General features: G+C 67.0%; 16 protein-coding genes. 12 read left to right on the top strand and 4 right to left on the bottom strand.

Going from position 1 to position 15,721, the window contains the following annotated elements; all coding sequences use genetic code 11:
• The first annotated feature begins 4 nt into the window (after positions 1-4).
• Genes ASG07_RS06515 through ASG07_RS06490 form a run of 6 tightly spaced genes read left to right on the top strand, consistent with a single transcriptional unit; the run spans position 5 to position 6,556 of the window.
• Positions 5-1,585, top strand: a complete 1,581-nt coding sequence (locus tag ASG07_RS06515) for an NADH-quinone oxidoreductase subunit M (protein WP_055843613.1) — start codon at positions 5-7, stop codon at positions 1,583-1,585.
• Positions 1,585-3,033 (top strand): NADH-quinone oxidoreductase subunit NuoN, encoded by a 1,449-nt coding sequence (gene nuoN, locus ASG07_RS06510; RefSeq protein WP_055843612.1) that lies wholly within the window; start codon positions 1,585-1,587, stop codon positions 3,031-3,033. Before ASG07_RS06515 ends, nuoN begins: the two co-directional genes overlap by 1 nt.
• Positions 3,030-3,788 (top strand): biotin--[acetyl-CoA-carboxylase] ligase, encoded by a 759-nt coding sequence (locus ASG07_RS06505; protein WP_055843997.1) that lies wholly within the window; start codon positions 3,030-3,032, stop codon positions 3,786-3,788. Before nuoN ends, ASG07_RS06505 begins: the two co-directional genes overlap by 4 nt.
• A 9-nt stretch (positions 3,789-3,797) precedes the next feature.
• On the top strand, positions 3,798-4,577 hold the full coding sequence (locus ASG07_RS06500; RefSeq protein WP_055843611.1) for a type III pantothenate kinase: 780 nt from the start codon (positions 3,798-3,800) through the stop codon (positions 4,575-4,577).
• A gap of 52 nt (positions 4,578-4,629) precedes the next feature.
• Positions 4,630-6,267, top strand: coding sequence for a ribonuclease J (locus ASG07_RS06495; RefSeq protein WP_055843610.1), 1,638 nt, complete (start codon positions 4,630-4,632; stop codon positions 6,265-6,267).
• A gap of 4 nt (positions 6,268-6,271) precedes the next feature.
• Positions 6,272-6,556, top strand: coding sequence for a DUF1467 family protein (locus tag ASG07_RS06490; RefSeq protein WP_055843609.1), 285 nt, complete (start codon positions 6,272-6,274; stop codon positions 6,554-6,556).
• Between the two features lie 74 nt (positions 6,557-6,630).
• Here the strand turns inward: ASG07_RS06490 and ASG07_RS06485 are convergent, their stop codons facing one another.
• On the bottom strand, positions 6,631-7,485 hold the full coding sequence (locus ASG07_RS06485; protein WP_055843608.1) for a manganese catalase family protein: 855 nt from the start codon (positions 7,483-7,485) through the stop codon (positions 6,631-6,633).
• Positions 7,486-7,649: 164 nt separating this feature from the next.
• Between ASG07_RS06485 and ASG07_RS17170 the strand changes: the two genes are divergently transcribed.
• Together ASG07_RS17170 and ASG07_RS06480 are read left to right on the top strand one after the other, a co-directional pair.
• Positions 7,650-7,802, top strand: coding sequence for a hypothetical protein (locus ASG07_RS17170; RefSeq protein ID WP_168377316.1), 153 nt, complete (start codon positions 7,650-7,652; stop codon positions 7,800-7,802).
• Positions 7,803-7,811: 9 nt separating this feature from the next.
• Positions 7,812-8,660 (top strand): MBL fold metallo-hydrolase, encoded by an 849-nt coding sequence (locus ASG07_RS06480; protein ID WP_055843607.1) that lies wholly within the window; start codon positions 7,812-7,814, stop codon positions 8,658-8,660.
• 138 nt (positions 8,661-8,798) lie between these two features.
• Here ASG07_RS06480 and ASG07_RS06475 read toward each other — a convergent pair whose 3' ends face one another.
• Positions 8,799-10,247, bottom strand: a complete 1,449-nt coding sequence (locus ASG07_RS06475; RefSeq protein ID WP_055843606.1) for an NAD-dependent succinate-semialdehyde dehydrogenase — start codon at positions 10,245-10,247, stop codon at positions 8,799-8,801.
• A gap of 129 nt (positions 10,248-10,376) precedes the next feature.
• Between ASG07_RS06475 and epsC the strand changes: the two genes are divergently transcribed.
• Positions 10,377-11,306, top strand: a complete 930-nt coding sequence (gene epsC / locus ASG07_RS06470) for a serine O-acetyltransferase EpsC (protein ID WP_055843605.1) — start codon at positions 10,377-10,379, stop codon at positions 11,304-11,306.
• A 32-nt stretch (positions 11,307-11,338) separates the two neighbouring features.
• On the opposite strand, the gene ASG07_RS06465 is transcribed toward epsC, so the two are convergent.
• Both ASG07_RS06465 and ASG07_RS06460 read right to left on the bottom strand, forming a co-directional pair.
• Positions 11,339-12,052, bottom strand: coding sequence for a PP2C family protein-serine/threonine phosphatase (locus ASG07_RS06465; protein ID WP_055843604.1), 714 nt, complete (start codon positions 12,050-12,052; stop codon positions 11,339-11,341).
• Positions 12,049-12,336, bottom strand: coding sequence for a PAAR domain-containing protein (locus ASG07_RS06460; RefSeq protein WP_201780969.1), 288 nt, complete (start codon positions 12,334-12,336; stop codon positions 12,049-12,051). Before ASG07_RS06460 ends, ASG07_RS06465 begins: the two co-directional genes overlap by 4 nt.
• Positions 12,337-12,638: 302 nt before the next feature.
• Here ASG07_RS06460 and ASG07_RS06455 point away from each other — a divergent pair, with 302 nt between their 5' ends.
• The 3 genes from ASG07_RS06455 (at position 12,639) to tssC (ending at position 15,715) form a co-directional block, all read left to right on the top strand.
• Positions 12,639-13,625 (top strand): type VI secretion system protein TssA, encoded by a 987-nt coding sequence (locus tag ASG07_RS06455; RefSeq protein ID WP_236694588.1) that lies wholly within the window; start codon positions 12,639-12,641, stop codon positions 13,623-13,625.
• 68 nt (positions 13,626-13,693) lie between these two features.
• Positions 13,694-14,206, top strand: coding sequence for a type VI secretion system contractile sheath small subunit (tssB, locus tag ASG07_RS06450; RefSeq protein ID WP_055843601.1), 513 nt, complete (start codon positions 13,694-13,696; stop codon positions 14,204-14,206).
• A gap of 6 nt (positions 14,207-14,212) precedes the next feature.
• Positions 14,213-15,715, top strand: coding sequence for a type VI secretion system contractile sheath large subunit (tssC, locus tag ASG07_RS06445; RefSeq protein WP_055843995.1), 1,503 nt, complete (start codon positions 14,213-14,215; stop codon positions 15,713-15,715).
• The last annotated feature ends 6 nt before the right edge of the window (positions 15,716-15,721 follow it).

The raw sequence follows: 15,721 nt of genomic DNA, 5'->3' as shown, positions 1-15,721 counted from the left end.
GGTGATGGAAGGCTTTCCCATCCTGTCGCTGATGCTCGCGGTTCCGGCGATTGCCGCCGTGGCGTGCCTGTTCCTGCCGGCGCAGACCGCGCGCGTCGTGGCGCTGGCCGCGACGTTGATCGACTTTGCGCTCGGCATCGTGCTGTGGACCAGCTTCGACATCGGCGGCGCCCAGTGGCAGTTCGTCGAACAGGGGCCACGCCTCGGCTTCTTCGCCTGGGACCTCGGCATCGACGGGTTCGCGCTGCTGCTCATCATGCTCAGCGTGTTCCTGATGCCGATCTGCATCGGCGCGAGCTGGCGGTCGGTGACGAACCGCGTGCCGGAATACATGGCGGCGTTCCTGCTGACCGAGGTGCTGATGATCGGCACGTTCGCGGCGCAGGACCTGTTCCTGTTCTACCTGTTCTTCGAAGCCGGCCTGATCCCGATGTACCTCATCATCGGCATCTGGGGCGGCGCGAACCGCATCTACGCGTCGTACAAGTTCTTCCTGTACACGCTGCTCGGCTCGCTGCTGATGCTGATCGCGATGCTGTACATGGTGCAGACTGCGGGCACGTCGAGCATTCCCCGGCTTCAGGCGTTCGACTTCCCCGCGCATGTCCAGACATGGCTGTGGCTGGCGTTCTTCGCGTCGTTCGCGGTGAAGATGCCGATGTGGCCGGTGCACACCTGGCTGCCCGACGCGCACGTGCAGGCGCCGACCGCCGGGTCGGTAATCCTGGCGGGCGTGCTGCTGAAGCTGGGTGGCTACGGCTTCCTGCGCTTCAGCCTGCCAATGTTCCCGGAGGCGTCGGGCCAGCTGACATGGCTGATCTTCGCCTTGTCGAGCATCGCCGTCATCTACACCTCGCTCGTCGCGCTGGTGCAGGCGGACATGAAGAAGCTGATCGCCTATTCGTCGGTTGCGCACATGGCGATCGTGACCATCGGCCTGTTCGCCTTCAACCGGCAAGGTATCGAAGGTGCGATGATCATGATGCTCAGCCACGGGCTGGTATCCGGCGCGCTGTTCCTGTGCGTCGGCGTGATCTACGACCGGCTGCATACGCGAGAGATTTCGCGGTACGGCGGGCTCAGCATCAACATGCCGCGCTATGCGATCCTGTTCCTGTTCTTCACGATGGCGTCGATCGGTCTGCCGGGCACCAGCGGCTTCGTCGCAGAGTTCCTGTCGCTGATGGGCACCTATCAGGTGTCGACCTGGACCGCATTGCTGTGCACGACGGGCATCATCCTCGGTGCGGCGTACATGCTCTACCTCTATCGTCGGGTCGCCTATGGCGAGATCCCGTCGGAAGAGGTGCGGGCGATGCCGGACCTGAGCAGCCGCGAATTGTGGCTGCTGGCACCGATCGCGGCGGTCGTGCTGTGGATGGGCGTCTATCCCGAGAGCTTCATGGCGCCGATGCGGACCGACGTCGCGACGCTGCTGGCACGGGTCGACCGCGCCGCACCGCCGGGCGACTCCAAACCTACCGCCGGCAACCCGGCTGCCGCCGCCAAGGCCGCGGCGGAGCATGGCGGCGAGCACGGGGCTGCGGCCGCCGGGCATGAAACGACGCCGGGGGAGGCGCACTGATGAGCTACGCCGCCAACCTCGCGATGACCTTGCCCGAACTGGTGCTGGGCGTCGGTGCGATCATTTTGATGCTGGTGTCCGCGTGGGGCGGGCTGGGTTCGACACGCCTTGTGTCGTGGGCCTCGGTCGCGATCCTCGCGGGCGCGGGCATCGCCCTGACGGGTCCGGCCGGCAACGGCGGGTCTGCGTTCGACGGACTGTACCGCGCCGACGCGTTCGCCGCCTTCTCCAAGGTGCTGATCTACATCGCCACCGCCATCGCCATCCTGATGGCGCCGGGCTTCTTCCAGCGTACCAGCGGCGACGATCTGCGGCCGGAATATCCGGTGCTGATGCTGCTCTCGGCCGCGGGCATGGGCATGATGGTGTCGGCGACGGACATGCTGACGCTGTATGTCGGTCTGGAGTTGCAGAGCCTTGCCGCCTACGTGCTGGCCAGCTTCATGAGGCGCGATGCGCGTTCGGCGGAGGCCGGGCTGAAGTATTTCGTGCTGGGCGCGCTCGCCAGCGGCATCCTGTTGTACGGCATCAGTCTCGTCTACGGCTTCTCGGGCACTACGCTGTTCGACGGCATCGCCGCGGCCTATGCCGGGCAGCGATCGATGGGCCTGCTGTTCGGGCTGGTGTTCGTGTTCGCCGGCATCGCGTTCAAGATCTCGGCGGTGCCGTTCCACATGTGGACGCCCGACGTGTACGAGGGTGCGCCGACGCCGGTGACCGCGTTCTTCGCCTCCGCGCCTAAGGTCGCGGCGATGGGTCTCGCGGTGCGCGTCGCGATCGAGGCGATGGGGCCGGCGACGGACCAGTGGCGCCAGATCGTGATCTTCGCGGCACTGGCATCGATCGTGCTCGGCGCAGTCGCGGCGATCGGGCAGACCAACATCAAGCGGCTGCTGGCCTATTCCTCGATCAACAATGTCGGCTTCGCGCTGATCGGCCTCGCCGCGGGTACGCCTGCGGGCGTATCTGGCGTAATGACGTACATGACGATCTACGTCGCGATGACGCTGGGATCGTTCCTCGTCGTGTTGCAGATGCGCGACGAGGACGGTCAGCCGGTCGAGACGATCGCCAGCCTGTCGGGCATGTCGCGGACGCGGCCGGCGCTGGCCGCGGCGATGGCGATGTTCATGTTCTCGCTCGCCGGCATCCCGCCGCTCTTCGGGTTCTATGCCAAGTTTGCGGTGTTCGATGCGGCGGTCGCGGCGGGGCTGTTCCCGCTGGCAGCGGTGGGCATCGCGGCATCGACGATCGGGGCCTATTATTACCTGCGCGTCGTCAAGACGATGTACTTCGACGAACCCGTGACGGCGTTCCCGCGCTTCGAGGGCGAGGCGTTGCAGGGCGGCCTGATCGCGGTGGCGGCGGTGTTCGTCTCGCCGCTCGGCTATTTCGCGATCCCGCTGCTGGGTGGCTGGACGATGGCTGCGGCGCGGGCGCTGTTCTGACGCAGCACCGGACGGTTGCGGAGACGGGGTCGACCAACGCCGACCTCGTCCTGCTGGCGAAGGCGGGTGCGGCGGAGGGGTTCTGGCTCCGGGCCGAGCGCCAGACGGCGGGACGCGGGCGGCAGGGTCGCGCGTGGGTGTCGCCTCCGGGCAACGTCTATGCGTCGACGCTGGTGCGGTTGCGCGGAAGCGATCCTCAGGCGGCGACGCTGGCGCTCGTCGCGGCGGTGGCTCTGGAGGAAGCGGTTGCGGTCTTCCTCGGCGCTTCGCCCTCACCCGTCCGGCGCTCCGCGCCTCCCGCCCTCTCCCGAAGGGAGGGGGAGTTGGTGCTCAAATGGCCGAATGATCTGCTGCTCGATGGAGCCAAGCTGTCCGGGATACTGCTCGACCGTGTGGACGATGCGGTGATCGTCGGGATCGGCGTCAACCTCGCGCATCACCCCGATCTGCCGGATCGTGCCACGACGAGCCTTGCGGCGCACGGGGTCGGTGTCGATCCGGCCGCCTTCCTCGACGTGCTGGCGGAGGCGTTCGCACGCTGGGTCGGGCTGTGGCGGGGTGAGGGCATTGCCGCAGTGCGCGCGCGGTGGCTGGAACGGGCGCATCCGGTCGGCACCGCACTCACCGCCCGGCTGGCGGACGGTATCGTGATCGATGGGCTGTTCGACGGCCTCGACCCCGACGGTGCACTGACGCTGCGCTTGGCGTCGGGCGAACGGCGTGTCATCCACGCCGCCGACGTTTTCCTGCTCTGAAGGACGGGCATGCTACTCGCGATCGATGCCGGCAACACGAACGTGGTCTTCGCGCTGGTCGAGGATGGCACCGTCCGTGCCCGCTGGCGCATCGCCACCGACCCGCGCCGCACCGCCGACGAATATGCCGTGTGGCTCAGCCAGTTGCTGGCGCTGGAGGGATATGACCGCAGCATCGTGGAGGGGGTGATCGTCGCCACCGTCGTGCCGCGCGCGCTCCACAACCTCCAGGTGCTCAGCTCTAAGTATTTCAGGACGGAGGCGCTGATCGCCGGTCGTGCGCCGGTCGAATGGGGCATCGCGATCGACGTCGACGAACCCGCATCGCTGGGGGCGGATCGCGCGGTCAACACGATCGCCGCGCATGCGTTGCACGCGGGCGACCTGATCGTGATCGACTTCGGCACCGCGACGACGTTCGACGTCAGCGACTATAGCGGCGCGTACAAGGGGGGCATCATCGCGCCCGGCATCAACCTGTCGCTAGACGCGCTGGTCACCGCCGCCGCCAAGTTGCCGCGCATCGCGATCGAGGCGCCGGCGACCGCCAGCGTCGTTGGCCGCAATACCGTCGACCAGATGCACATCGGCATCTATTGGGGCTATATCGCCATGATCGAGGGGCTGGTCGCCCGCCTGAAGGCGGAGGTCGGACGGCCCGTCAAGGTCATCGCGACGGGCGGTCTGGCCGATCTTTTCAGGCAACATACGATCGTGTTCGACGCGATCGAACCCGACCTGACCATTCAGGGGCTGGCGATGATGTGGGATAAGGCCCATATCCGCTGAACCACGCCCGCGCCGGGCGACCATCCGGCGCTCCCTTATTTGAAAGTATTGAATGACTCCGAAGAACGAACTGCTTTTCTGTGCGCTCGGCGGCTCCGGCGAGATCGGCATGAACGTCAACCTTTATGGTTGTCGCGGCAAATGGTTGATGGTCGATTGCGGCATCACCTTCGCGGACCCGGCCTATCCGGGCATCGACGTGATCCTGCCGGACCTGCAATTCATCGAGGACCGGATCGACGATCTGGTCGGCATCGTCCTGACGCACGGGCATGAGGACCATATCGGCGCGCTGCCCTATCTGGCCGAGGATCTCGGCGTGCCGCTCTATGCGACGCAGTTCACCGCCGGGCTGATCCGCGGCAAGCTGGACGAGGAAGGCATCGCCGACCGCGTCAAGCTGAAGATCATGGAGCCGAGCCGGCGTTTCGATGTCGGCGGCTTCGGCGTGACGTTCGTGCCGCTGTCGCACTCGATCCCGGAATCCTCGGCGCTGCTGATCGAGACGCCGGAGGGCACGGTGTTCCACACCGGCGACTGGAAGCTGGACTCGACGCCGTTGATCGGGACGCCGTTCGACCCGAAGCAGCTCGCCGCGATCGGCGACAAGGGTGTCGATGTGCTGGTGTGCGATTCGACCAACGTCTTCAATCTGGAGGCGTCGGGTTCGGAAGCGAGCGTGCGTCAGGGGATCGCGGAAACCGCCGCCAAGGCGCCCGGGCGCATCCTCGTCACCACCTTCGCGTCGAACGCCGCGCGGCTGGTGACGCTGGGCGAGGTCGCGCGCGAGACGGGGCGCAAGCTGTGCGTCACCGGACGTTCGCTCGACCGCATCCTGAAGGTCGGCCGCGCGTGCGGCTACTTCAAGGATTTCCCGGAGACGGTCGATCCCGAGACGGCGATGAGGCTGCCACGCAACAAGGTGCTGATCGTCGCGACCGGCGGTCAGGGCGAGCCGCGCGCGGCACTGGCGCGGGTGGCGAACAACGACCACACGATCAAGCTGGACGCTGGCGACACCGTGATCTTCTCGTCCAAGCAGATCCCCGGCAACGAGGTCGCGATCGGTCGCATCCAGAACCAGCTCGCCGCCAAGGGCGTGGAGATGGTGACCGAGCGTCAGGCGCACGTCCACGTCTCCGGCCATCCCGGCCGGCCCGAGCTGAAGCGGATGTACGACTGGATCCGGCCCGAGGTGCTGATCCCAGTCCACGGCGAGATGCGCCACATGATGGAACATGCCCGCTTCGGCATGGCCGAAGGCGTGCCGCAGGCGATCGTGCAGGCGGACGGCGATATCGTGCGGCTGCGGCCGGGCGCGGCCAAGAAGGTCGGGCATGCGACGGTCGGCCGGCTGGTGCTGGACGGCGACGTGATCCTGCCGTCGGACGGGTCGACGATCAACGAGCGTCGCCGCATCGCGCTGCACGGCCAGATCTCCGTCGCGGTCGCGGTGGGGCAGGGCGGTCGCCTGCTTGGCATGCCGCAGGTCAAGCTGCAGGGCGTGCCGGTCGAGGACGAGCGCGAGGCGTTCATCGCCGACGCGGTCGAGGCCGCCGCCGATGCCGCCAGGGGGAACCGCCGCGGCATGGACCGGATGCGCGAGGACGTGCGCCTCTCCGTGCGCCGCGTCGCCACGCGCTGGACGGGCAAGAAGCCGATCGTCGACGTGCTGGTGATCGAGGCCTGACCTGATGCGCTGGACGTCCGCCCTTGCGATCTACATCCTGTTCTGGGCGTTCAGCGTGTTCCTCGTCCTGCCGTTCGGCGTACGGACCACGCACGAGGCCGGGGGGGAATACATCCCCGGCCAGGCCGAAAGCGCACCGCACGAATTCCGGCTCGGGCGAGTGGTGCTGTGGGTGACGGTGGTCGCGACGGTGCTGTTCACGCTGTTCCAGCTCAACTATCATTATGGCTGGATCACGCCGCAAACGATGGACATCGCCGGCCGGATCGAAGCCGACCGGGCCCGGTGAGACCGGGCTCCCGCCTGATGCGGGAGCCCGGTTCATCGCGACGTTCGATGTCGTGAAACGACACCGGGCGTCGGTCAGCCGATCTGCTGCGCCTGCGCCCCGCTGTCGGGGCGTGCCGGCCCGAGAACCGGTTCCTCGCCCAGCGGTTCGTTGCGGAACACCGTGAACTCGCCCTTGCCGTCCGGCGTCGGACCCTGCGTCCAGCGCCCCTCCGGGAAGCTGCCGTCCAGCGACGTTACGTAGAAATTATAATTGTTCTGCTGATCCTCCATGTCCTGCGGGAAGCTGTTGGGGATCGGCAGGTTGTTCGGCTCGGCGCCGAGTTCCTCGATCACCGCCAGCCATTGCTGCTGGTGCATCGTGTCGCGTGCGATCATGTAGTGGAGCATCTTCTTCATGCCCTCGTCATGCGCGGCGTTGAACAGCCGCACCGCCAGCACGCGCCCGGTGCTTTCCGCCGCGACGTTGCAGTACATGTCGGCGGCGACGTTGCCGCTGGCGTAGATGTGGCTCATGTTGAACGGCACGCCGTCCGAATCCACCGGCATCGCCGCCAGCCCGCCGGACAGCAGGTTCTTGTGGATCAGCCCTTCGATCTTATGCCGCGGGTTCTCGCCGCCCATCACCGCGCCGACGATGCCGTCCTTGACGCCTTCTTCCTGCAACTTGGCAGGGGCCTTTTCCAGATTGAGCGCGACGGCGGTCGCCAGCATCTCGATATGGCCGATCTCCTCGGTCGCCGTGTTCAGCAGCATGTCGCGATATTTGGTGGTCGGCGCGCGATTGCCCCACGCCTGGAAGAAATACTGCATGCACACGCGGATTTCGCCTTCGACACCGCCGATCGCCTGTTGCAGCATCCGCGCGAAGGCGGGATCGGGCTCCGTCACCTGAACCGGGTATTGGAGCCGTTTGTCGTGATAATACATCGTGAGCCTCGCTATCGGTTATGGCGATCGCGCCGCTGACGTAACGGTTCACATCCCGTCCGGTTTGTTGTCGAACCAGAACAATCTCCAAGTTTCTCAATAACATGCGTCAATCACCGCTCCCCGGGAGACGCTCGCGGCGTTGTACGGACGGATAACGACCGATGGGAGAACGGGCGATGAGCGAGGAGACGAGGCGATCGACCGGAGTGGCGGCGACCCTGTTGCTGGCAGCGGCCGGCGGAACGATCGCATGGGCGTATTGGGCGCGGCGGGAGCCGAAGCTGACAGCGCGCACCCGGCAACGGCTGGCATAGGAGGAGCGCATGAGGATCCATCATCTGAACTGCGGCACCTGCTGCCCGCCGGGTGGGCGATTGTTCGACGGGCAGAGCGGCGAGGCGGCGGCCCATCTCGTCTGCCATTGCCTCTTGATCGAGAGCGACGCCGGGCTGGTGCTGGTCGATACCGGGTTCGGGACGAAGGATGTGGCGCGGCCGCATGACCGCCTGTCGGACTTCTTCCTGACGCTGAACCGCCCGCAGCTACGACGAGAAGAGACGGCGATGGCACAGGTGAAGGCGCTCGGTTTTGATCCGCTCGACGTGCGGCACATCGTCGTCAGCCATCTCGATTTCGACCATGCGGGCGGCATCGAGGATTTCCCGAACGCCCGCATCCACGTCACCGCACGCGAGAAGGAGGTTGCGGACCAGCGCAAGGGTGGCGCGTTCGTATCGCGCAAACGCTATCGGCCGCAGCAATGGGACGAGGCCGAACACTGGTCGCTCTATCCGCCGGGTGGCGGCGAACGGTGGCTCGGGTTCGATGCGGTTCGCGACCTGGAGGGACTGCCGCCCGAAATCCTGCTGGTGCCGTTGGCCGGGCATACGTGGGGTCATGCCGGCGTCGCCGTGCAGGAAGAGGACGGACGCTGGCTGTTCTATGCCGCCGACGCCTATTTCCATCACGGCGAGGTCGGAGCGGAGGTGCGGTCCTGCCCGCCCGGCCTGTGCGGGTACCAGCGGCTGATGCAGGTCGACGCGGCCGCGCGCATCGCCAATCAGGCGCGAGTGCGGGCGCTGTCGGTGGAGCATGCCGGGCAGGTGCGGATGTTCTGCGCGCACGACGCGACGGAATTTGCGGCGCTGGCAGGATCGAAGAAGCCGCGCTGATCCGCTTCCGCCCCCGTGCCGTCGGGGGGGCGTTGCGAAACCCTCTTCCGCCACCCCGGCGAAGGCCGGGGCGGCGGTTTGGTGACCGGCAACGGAGCTATGTCGCAACGACCCCCGAAGGGGGCGGAGCGGGCACCGTCACATCATGTGCACCGTCTTCGTCACGAGATGCGCCATCACGCCCTCGGGGCCGTCCTCCGACCCGTGGCCGGAATCCTTCACGCCGCCAAACGGGCTGTCCGGCCAGCTCAGGCGGACATTGTTGATCGCGATCATCCCCGCCTCGATCGCGTCGCCGAGCAGGTTCTGGCGACGGCCATTCTCGGTGAAGCAATAGGCGGCGAGGCCAAAGGGCAGGCGATTGGCCTGCTCGATCGCGTCATCGACCGTCGCGAAGGGGCGCAGCAGCGCAATCGGGCCGAACGGCTCGTCGTTCATCGCGCGGGCGTCGAGCGGCACGTCGGCCAGCACGGTCGGCTGGAAGAAGAACCCGCCTTCTCCCCCGGCTTCTCCACCGCGCTCGCCACCCGCGAGCAGCTTCGCACCGTGACGCCGGGCATCCTCGACGAGTTCGCCGATCGCCTCCGGACGGCGCGGATTGGCCATCGGCCCCATCTGCGTCCCCGAGTCGAGTCCGTCGCCGATCTTCAAGGCGCGGGTGCGCTCCGCGAAGCCGGCGGCGAAGGCGTCGTAGATGCCCTCCTGCACGTGGAAGCGGGTCGGCGCGATGCAGACCTGTCCGGCGTTCCTGAACTTGTGGGCCACCAGCGTGTCGAGCGTCTTGTCGAGATCGCAATCGTCGAACACCAGCACGGGTCCGTGGCCGCCGAGTTCCATCGTCGTCTTCATCATCGTGTCGGCGGCCAGCTTCATCAGGTGCTTGCCGACCGGGACCGAGCCGGTGAAGCTCAGCTTGCGCGTGATCGGCGAGGCGAGCAGCTGGCGCGACACCATGTCTGGCACGCCGAACACGCACTGCGCGACATCGCCGGGCAGGCCGGCATCCTGAAAACAGCGCAGCACCTCGACCGCGCTTCCCGCCGTCTCCTCGCTGGGCTTGATGATGATCGAACAGCCCGCCGCGATCGCGGGAGCGATCTTGCGCACGACGTTCATGATCGGGAAGTTCCACGCGCAGAACGCCGCGACCGGGCCGACCGGCTGGTGCAGCACCAGACTGCGCGTACCCGCCGGACGCGGCAGTACGCGGCCATAGATGCGCAACGCCTCGCCAGCGTGGAAATCGAGCAGCGCGGCGGCGAACAGCGCCTCGCCCTTGGCTTCGGCCAGGATCTTGCCCTGTTCCAGCGTGGCGATGCGCGCGAGGTGGTCGGCGCGCTCGCGGATCAGTTGCGCGGTCTTCTGAAGGACGGCGGCGCGCTTCTCGGGTGCGGTGCCACGCCACAGCACGAAGCCGCGCTGCGTCGCCTCCAGCGCGGCGTCGAGATCGTCGGCGGTCGCCAGCGGCAGTGCCGCATGGCCCGCGCCGGTGGCGGGGTTGAGGACGTCGTGCGTGTCGCGTCCCCCGGTGCCGAGCCATTCGCCGCCGATATAGAGGCCGAGTTTCGCGTCGTAGGTCGTGGCCATTCTGCTCTCCCTGGATCGCTCCCCAATTAGGGATCGGTCCGGCCGCTGTCATCACTTGGACGCTGCGAAGCTTTTGTTTCCAATCCACACCCGGCGGCTTGGGTATCGTCGCGATCGAGGAGGAACGGCATGACGGGATCGGCGATCGGCGAGGCGGCGGCGGGGTTGCGGACAGCGCGGGAGGCGTGGCGCGCGCGCCAGCCGGAGGGGCGCGACGTCGCCAGCTTCCCGTCGCGCACGGTGGTCGAGGATGTCGTCGCGTTGCTGGCGGCGGCGCTCTATCCGCGACGCCTCGGCCAGTTCCGCGGCACTCCCGCCGACGAGGATGGTTTCGTCGTCGCCAAGCTGCTGGCGGCGTTCACCGCGCTGGAACGGGAGATCGGCAACGAACTCGGATACTGGCAGGCGGAGGCCAGCGGCGCGTTCGAGAAGGATCTGCCCGCCACGATCGTGCGGCTGTTCGGCGCGACGCTGGGCGACATCCGCCGCCTGATCGACAGCGATGTCGAGGCGGCGTTTCTGGGCGATCCGGCGGCGCGCAGCGTGGACGAGATCCTCGTCAGCTATCCCGGCGCGATCGCCAGCCTGCACCACCGTATCGCGCACCAGCTCGATGCGCTGGGTGCGCCGATCGTCGCGCGGCTGATCTCTGAAATCGGCAACGAGCGGACCGGGATCGACATTCATCCGGGAGCGACGATCGGCGAAGGGTTCTTCGTCGATCACGGCACGGGCGTCGTCGTGGGCGAAACCGCGATCGTAGGCGCGCGGGTGCGGATCTATCAGCACGTCACGCTCGGTGCGCGCTCGGCACTGGGCGCGGCACGGCGCAAGGGGGAGGGCGGCAGCCGCTACGCCCGCCATCCGATCGTCGGTGACGACGTGGTGATCTATGCCGGTGCGACGATCCTGGGCCGGGTGACGATCGGCGCGCGATCGACGATCGGCGGCAATGTCTGGCTGCTGAGCGACGTGCCGCCGGACAGCGTCGTCGTGCAGCCGGAGGCGCGACTGCTCGACCGCTCGTCGGCCGGGCAGATCAGGGACGAACTGGCGTGATGGGCATCGGCTAAGCGCGCCCGCAAGGCCGCTCAGCCCGGCTGGCGGACCACGACCACGCTGACATTGTCGGGCGCACCGCGTGCCAGGACGGCGCGGACCAGTGCGTCGCAGGCCGATGACGGCGCGCCCGCCAGCAATCCGGCGATCTCCGCGTCCGACAGGCATTTGTTCAGCCCGTCGGAACAGACGAGGAAGACGTCGCCCGGCGACAGGGCATCCTCGACGACATCGAGCGCGAGGTCCGGCTCGCCGCCGATCGCGCGCGTCACGACATTGGCGAGCGGATGGTCCGCCGCCTCCTCCGGGCGGATGATGCCGGCGGCGACGAGCTGGTCGACCTGGCTGTGGTCGCGCGTCATCTGGCGCAGCGTGCCGCCCCTCAGCCGATAGACCCGGCTGTCACCGACCCAGAGGCAGGCGGCGCGTCCCTCCGCCAGCAGCAGCGCCGCGACGGTCGTGCCGATCGTCCGGCCGGCGACGCGGCCCGCCTCCACCACCTCCGCATTGGCGGCGGCGAGTGCATCGGCGACCGCCTCGCAATCGTGGTCGAGGTTGCCGGTCAACGCCACGGCACCCAATCGCGCGACGACGGTCTGCGAGGCCCAGTCGCCGCGCGCGTGTCCGCCCATCCCGTCCGCGACCGCCCAGAAGGTGCCGCCGGGGTGGGTCATCACGCTGTCTTCGTTGGCGGTCCGGACGCAGCCGACATGGCTGAGCGCGGCGGCCTCTGCGGGTGCGGTCATCCGCCGACCAGCACCGTCGGAAAGCCCATGATAACCGCACCGCCGTGCGCGCACGTATCGCCGAGTCGGACCTGGGGCTTGCTCATGGTCAGGACGGTGACGCTGCCCTTGACGATCGAATCGGGCGGGCCGACGCAGACGCACAGGTCGCCCATCATCGCCGCGGGCAGGCTCCCGATCAGCACGGTCGGCGCGCACGGCCCGCTGATCGGCCCCCCCACATGCGGAACGGGACCCGTCGTCGCGGGGCAGACGTGCATGTCGGTCAGGCGCGACCCCGGCATTCCCATCGGCGATACCCTCCATCCGTATTCGCATCGGCTAGCACGAAGCAAGCTTGCGAGAAAGTTGTAGCCGGGGCAAAAAAGATACGTGCAACGACGCGGGCGGGGGCCTATCGAGTCGTCATCGGGGCGGGAGGGACTATTCAGTGATTATCGGCGACGGCATCGACGCTGGTATTCTTGCGCCGATCGGCGACGGTCCCGGTATCGACGGTCGCGCCGATGAGGGCGAAGTCGGTGATCTCTTTCGGGAGATCCGTTTCCAGCGCAAGGCCATCTTCCGCGCCGAACAAAAGGCGGCGATGGGCGAAGATGTCGGCGACGGCGATAACTGGGGCTGGGACCAGATCGCCGAAACCGCGCTCGACTATCTGACCGTTCACGGCAAAGACCTTGAGATCATGGCAATTCTTGCCGAGTCCTGCGCCCGGCGCGATGGTCTTGCCGGCTTCGACAAGGCGGTCGTGGTCATGGCCGAGCTGGTCGAGCAATGGTGGGAACAGGGGCTCTACCCGCCGGAGGACGAGGAGGACGGCGTCGAGGCCCGGTTCCAGCCGATCTCGGGACTGTCCGGTGGTGGCAGCGACAAGGACGGCACGCTGATCGCGCCGCTGCGCAACCTCGTGCTGGCCGGCAGCGGCGAGGATTCGCTCCGCTACATGGATCGCGTGGTCGCGGAGGGGATGCTCGCCTCCGCGCAGACGGTGAAGCCGGAACAGCGTGCCTCGCTCCAGGCGCAGGCGGAGGAGGCGATGGCGGCGTCGGAGGCGATCGCGCGCCGGGTCGGCGGCAAGCCGCTCCGCGTCGCGGTCGTGCATCTGTCCTCGTCGGAGGCGGCGTGGCGGCGCGCGGTCGGCTTCATCTCCGAACGTACCAAGCCGCGGTTCCCGGCGGCGTCGCGGGTCAGCGACGAACTGCGATCGATTCGCGAATGGGTGGAGGGATTGCTGCGGCTGTTGCCCGACGACAGCGCCAACGACGTCGAGGAGCCGGAGGTCGCGGCGGATGCCGGCGGCGTTGCGCTGGTCGCGACCGGTGGCGGCGCGGCGAACGCACCGTTCTCGATCGGCCAGATCGGCCGGCGCGAGGATGCCCTGCGTGCGGTGAATGCCGCCGCGGACTATTTCGAGAAGTTCGAACCGCTGTCCCCGATCGGCTCCGCACTGCGCGACGTCGACCGGCGCGCGCGGATGAGCTTCGGCGATCTGCTCGTGGAACTGATCCCCGACGGATCGAGCCGCGACCTGTTTTACTGGCGCTCGGGCATCCGCCCGCCGGCGCCGGAGTGAGCGTAATGTCCGGGGCATGTCGTCCCGGACCGTAGATCGGCGCGATAGCGCGCCTTGGAGGGTGGGACATGGCTGATTCGGTACACGACAAGCTGAAGCGGGTGCGCAAGCCGCGCGTGCACATCACGTATGACGTGGAAACGGAAGGCGCTCAGGAGGTCAAGGAATTGCCCTTCGTCGTCGGCGTGCTCGGCGACTTCTCCGGCGACTCGGCCGTGGCGAAGAAGGCGCTGAAGGAGCGCAAGTTCGTCGACCTGAAGAAGGACAAGTTCGACACCGTTATGGCCCGGATCGAACCGGCCGTGAAGCTGAAGGTGGACAACACCATCGAGAAGAACGGCAAGGAATTCGAGGTCAACCTGAAGTTCCGCTCGATGGACGATTTCGAGCCGGAGCAGATCGTCCAGCAGGTCGAGCCGCTGCGCAAGCTGATGGAAACGCGCAACGCGCTGCGCGACCTGATGGCGAAGGCCGATGGTTCGGAACAGCTCGAAGGGCTGCTCGAAAAGATCCTGCAGGACAATGGTTCGCTGGCCGAATTGCAGCAGCAGCTCGGCGTGTCCGACGCGCCCAAGGAGTAAGTGACGATGGCCGATACCGATACCCAGACACAGGGTGGCGCGCAGACGATCACGCAGGAAGAGACGGGCCTGAGCCTGCTCGACCAGGCGATCAGCGTCACCAAGCAGACCGAGCCGAGCCGCGTCGAGGAATTGATGCGGACGCTCGCCAACGAGGCGATGAGCGGGACCGTCCAGTTCCAGAAGAACATGACGGTGACGCTGCGCGACGCGATCGCCAAGATCGATGCGCAGATCTCCGAACAGCTCGCCGCGATCATGCACGCCGAGAAGTTCAAGTCGCTCGAAGGCAGCTGGCGCGGCCTGAACTATCTCGTCAAGAACAGCGAGATCGGCGAGGGCCTGAAGGTCCAGGTGCTCAACGTCACCAAGAAGGAACTGGCCGCCGACCTGGAGAAGGCGACCGATTTCGACCAGAGCAACTTCTACAAGAAGGTGTACGAGGAGCAGTTCGGCACGGCCGGCGGTGCGCCCTTCTCGACGCTGATCGGCGATTTCTATTTCAACAAGAGCTCGTCGGACGTCGAGCTGCTGACCAACATCTCGTCGGTCGCGGCGGCGGGCTTCTGCCCGTTCATTTCGGCGGCGGATGCGAATGTGTTCGGCATGGACAGCTTTACCGAGCTGGCCAACCCGATGGACATGAAGCAGCTGTTCGAGACGGCCGACTACATCAAATGGAACAGCTTCCGGAACACCGAGGATGCCCGCTTCGTCACGCTGACGATGCCGAAGGTCCTGTCGCGCGTGCCCTATGGCAAGGACACGAAGGCGGTCGACGCGTTCGATTACGAGGAAGCGCCGCGCGATGCGAACGGCAATCCCAAGCCGATGCAGCATGACGATTATGCGTGGATGAACGCGTCCTACGCGCTCGCCGCACGCCTGACCGACGCACATGCCCAATATGGCTGGTGCACCGCGATCCGCGGCGCCGAGGGTGGCGGCAAGGTTACCAACCTGCCGACGCACGTCTTCCACTCGGACGACGGCGATCTGGACGCCAAATGCCCGACGGAAATCGGCATCACCGATCGTCGCGAGAAGGAGCTGTCCGATCTCGGCTTCCTGCCGCTGTGCCATTACAAGAACACCGACTTCTCGGTCTTCTTCGGGGCGCAGACGATGCAGAAGCCCAAGAAGTACGACAAGCCGGAGGCAACCGCGAACGCGGCCATCTCGGCCCGGCTGCCGTACATCATGGCGACCAGCCGTTTCGCCCATTATCTGAAGGTGATGGCGCGCGACAAGATCGGTTCCTTCATGGAGGCGAGCGACACGCAACAGTGGCTGAACCGCTGGATCAGCCAGTATGTCAACGCGTCCGAAGGTGCCGGCCAGGAATCGCGGGCGAAGTATCCGCTGCGTGAGGCCAAGGTCGAGGTGAAGGAAGTTCCCGGCGCGCCCGGCAGCTACACCGCGGTCGCGCATCTGCGTCCGTGGCTGCAGTTCGAGGAGCTGTCGACGTCGATGCGCCTCGTCGCGCGCATTCCGGGCAAGGCCGGCTGATCCAGC

This window comes from Sphingomonas sp. Leaf343 (genome assembly GCF_001423765.1).
Taxonomy (GTDB): domain Bacteria; phylum Pseudomonadota; class Alphaproteobacteria; order Sphingomonadales; family Sphingomonadaceae; genus Sphingomonas.
The sequence above is the reverse complement of the archived record's forward strand: the minus strand, read 5'-3'. Positions and strand labels throughout refer to the sequence as shown.

Coding starts and splice junctions, on each gene's coding strand:
- ASG07_RS06515 (WP_055843613.1), top strand. CDS start 5: ATGGAAGGCTTTCCCATCCTGTCGCTGATGCTCGCGGTTCCGGCGATT.
- nuoN (WP_055843612.1), top strand. CDS start 1,585: ATGAGCTACGCCGCCAACCTCGCGATGACCTTGCCCGAACTGGTGCTG.
- ASG07_RS06500 (WP_055843611.1), top strand. CDS start 3,798: ATGCTACTCGCGATCGATGCCGGCAACACGAACGTGGTCTTCGCGCTG.
- ASG07_RS06495 (WP_055843610.1), top strand. CDS start 4,630: ATGACTCCGAAGAACGAACTGCTTTTCTGTGCGCTCGGCGGCTCCGGC.
- ASG07_RS06490 (WP_055843609.1), top strand. CDS start 6,272: ATGCGCTGGACGTCCGCCCTTGCGATCTACATCCTGTTCTGGGCGTTC.
- ASG07_RS06485 (WP_055843608.1), bottom strand. CDS start 7,485: ATGTATTATCACGACAAACGGCTCCAATACCCGGTTCAGGTGACGGAG.
- ASG07_RS17170 (WP_168377316.1), top strand. CDS start 7,650: ATGGGAGAACGGGCGATGAGCGAGGAGACGAGGCGATCGACCGGAGTG.
- ASG07_RS06480 (WP_055843607.1), top strand. CDS start 7,812: ATGAGGATCCATCATCTGAACTGCGGCACCTGCTGCCCGCCGGGTGGG.
- ASG07_RS06475 (WP_055843606.1), bottom strand. CDS start 10,247: ATGGCCACGACCTACGACGCGAAACTCGGCCTCTATATCGGCGGCGAA.
- epsC (WP_055843605.1), top strand. CDS start 10,377: ATGACGGGATCGGCGATCGGCGAGGCGGCGGCGGGGTTGCGGACAGCG.
- ASG07_RS06465 (WP_055843604.1), bottom strand. CDS start 12,052: ATGACCGCACCCGCAGAGGCCGCCGCGCTCAGCCATGTCGGCTGCGTC.
- ASG07_RS06460 (WP_201780969.1), bottom strand. CDS start 12,336: ATGCCGGGGTCGCGCCTGACCGACATGCACGTCTGCCCCGCGACGACG.
- ASG07_RS06455 (WP_236694588.1), top strand. CDS start 12,639: ATGGGCGAAGATGTCGGCGACGGCGATAACTGGGGCTGGGACCAGATC.
- tssB (WP_055843601.1), top strand. CDS start 13,694: ATGGCTGATTCGGTACACGACAAGCTGAAGCGGGTGCGCAAGCCGCGC.
- tssC (WP_055843995.1), top strand. CDS start 14,213: ATGGCCGATACCGATACCCAGACACAGGGTGGCGCGCAGACGATCACG.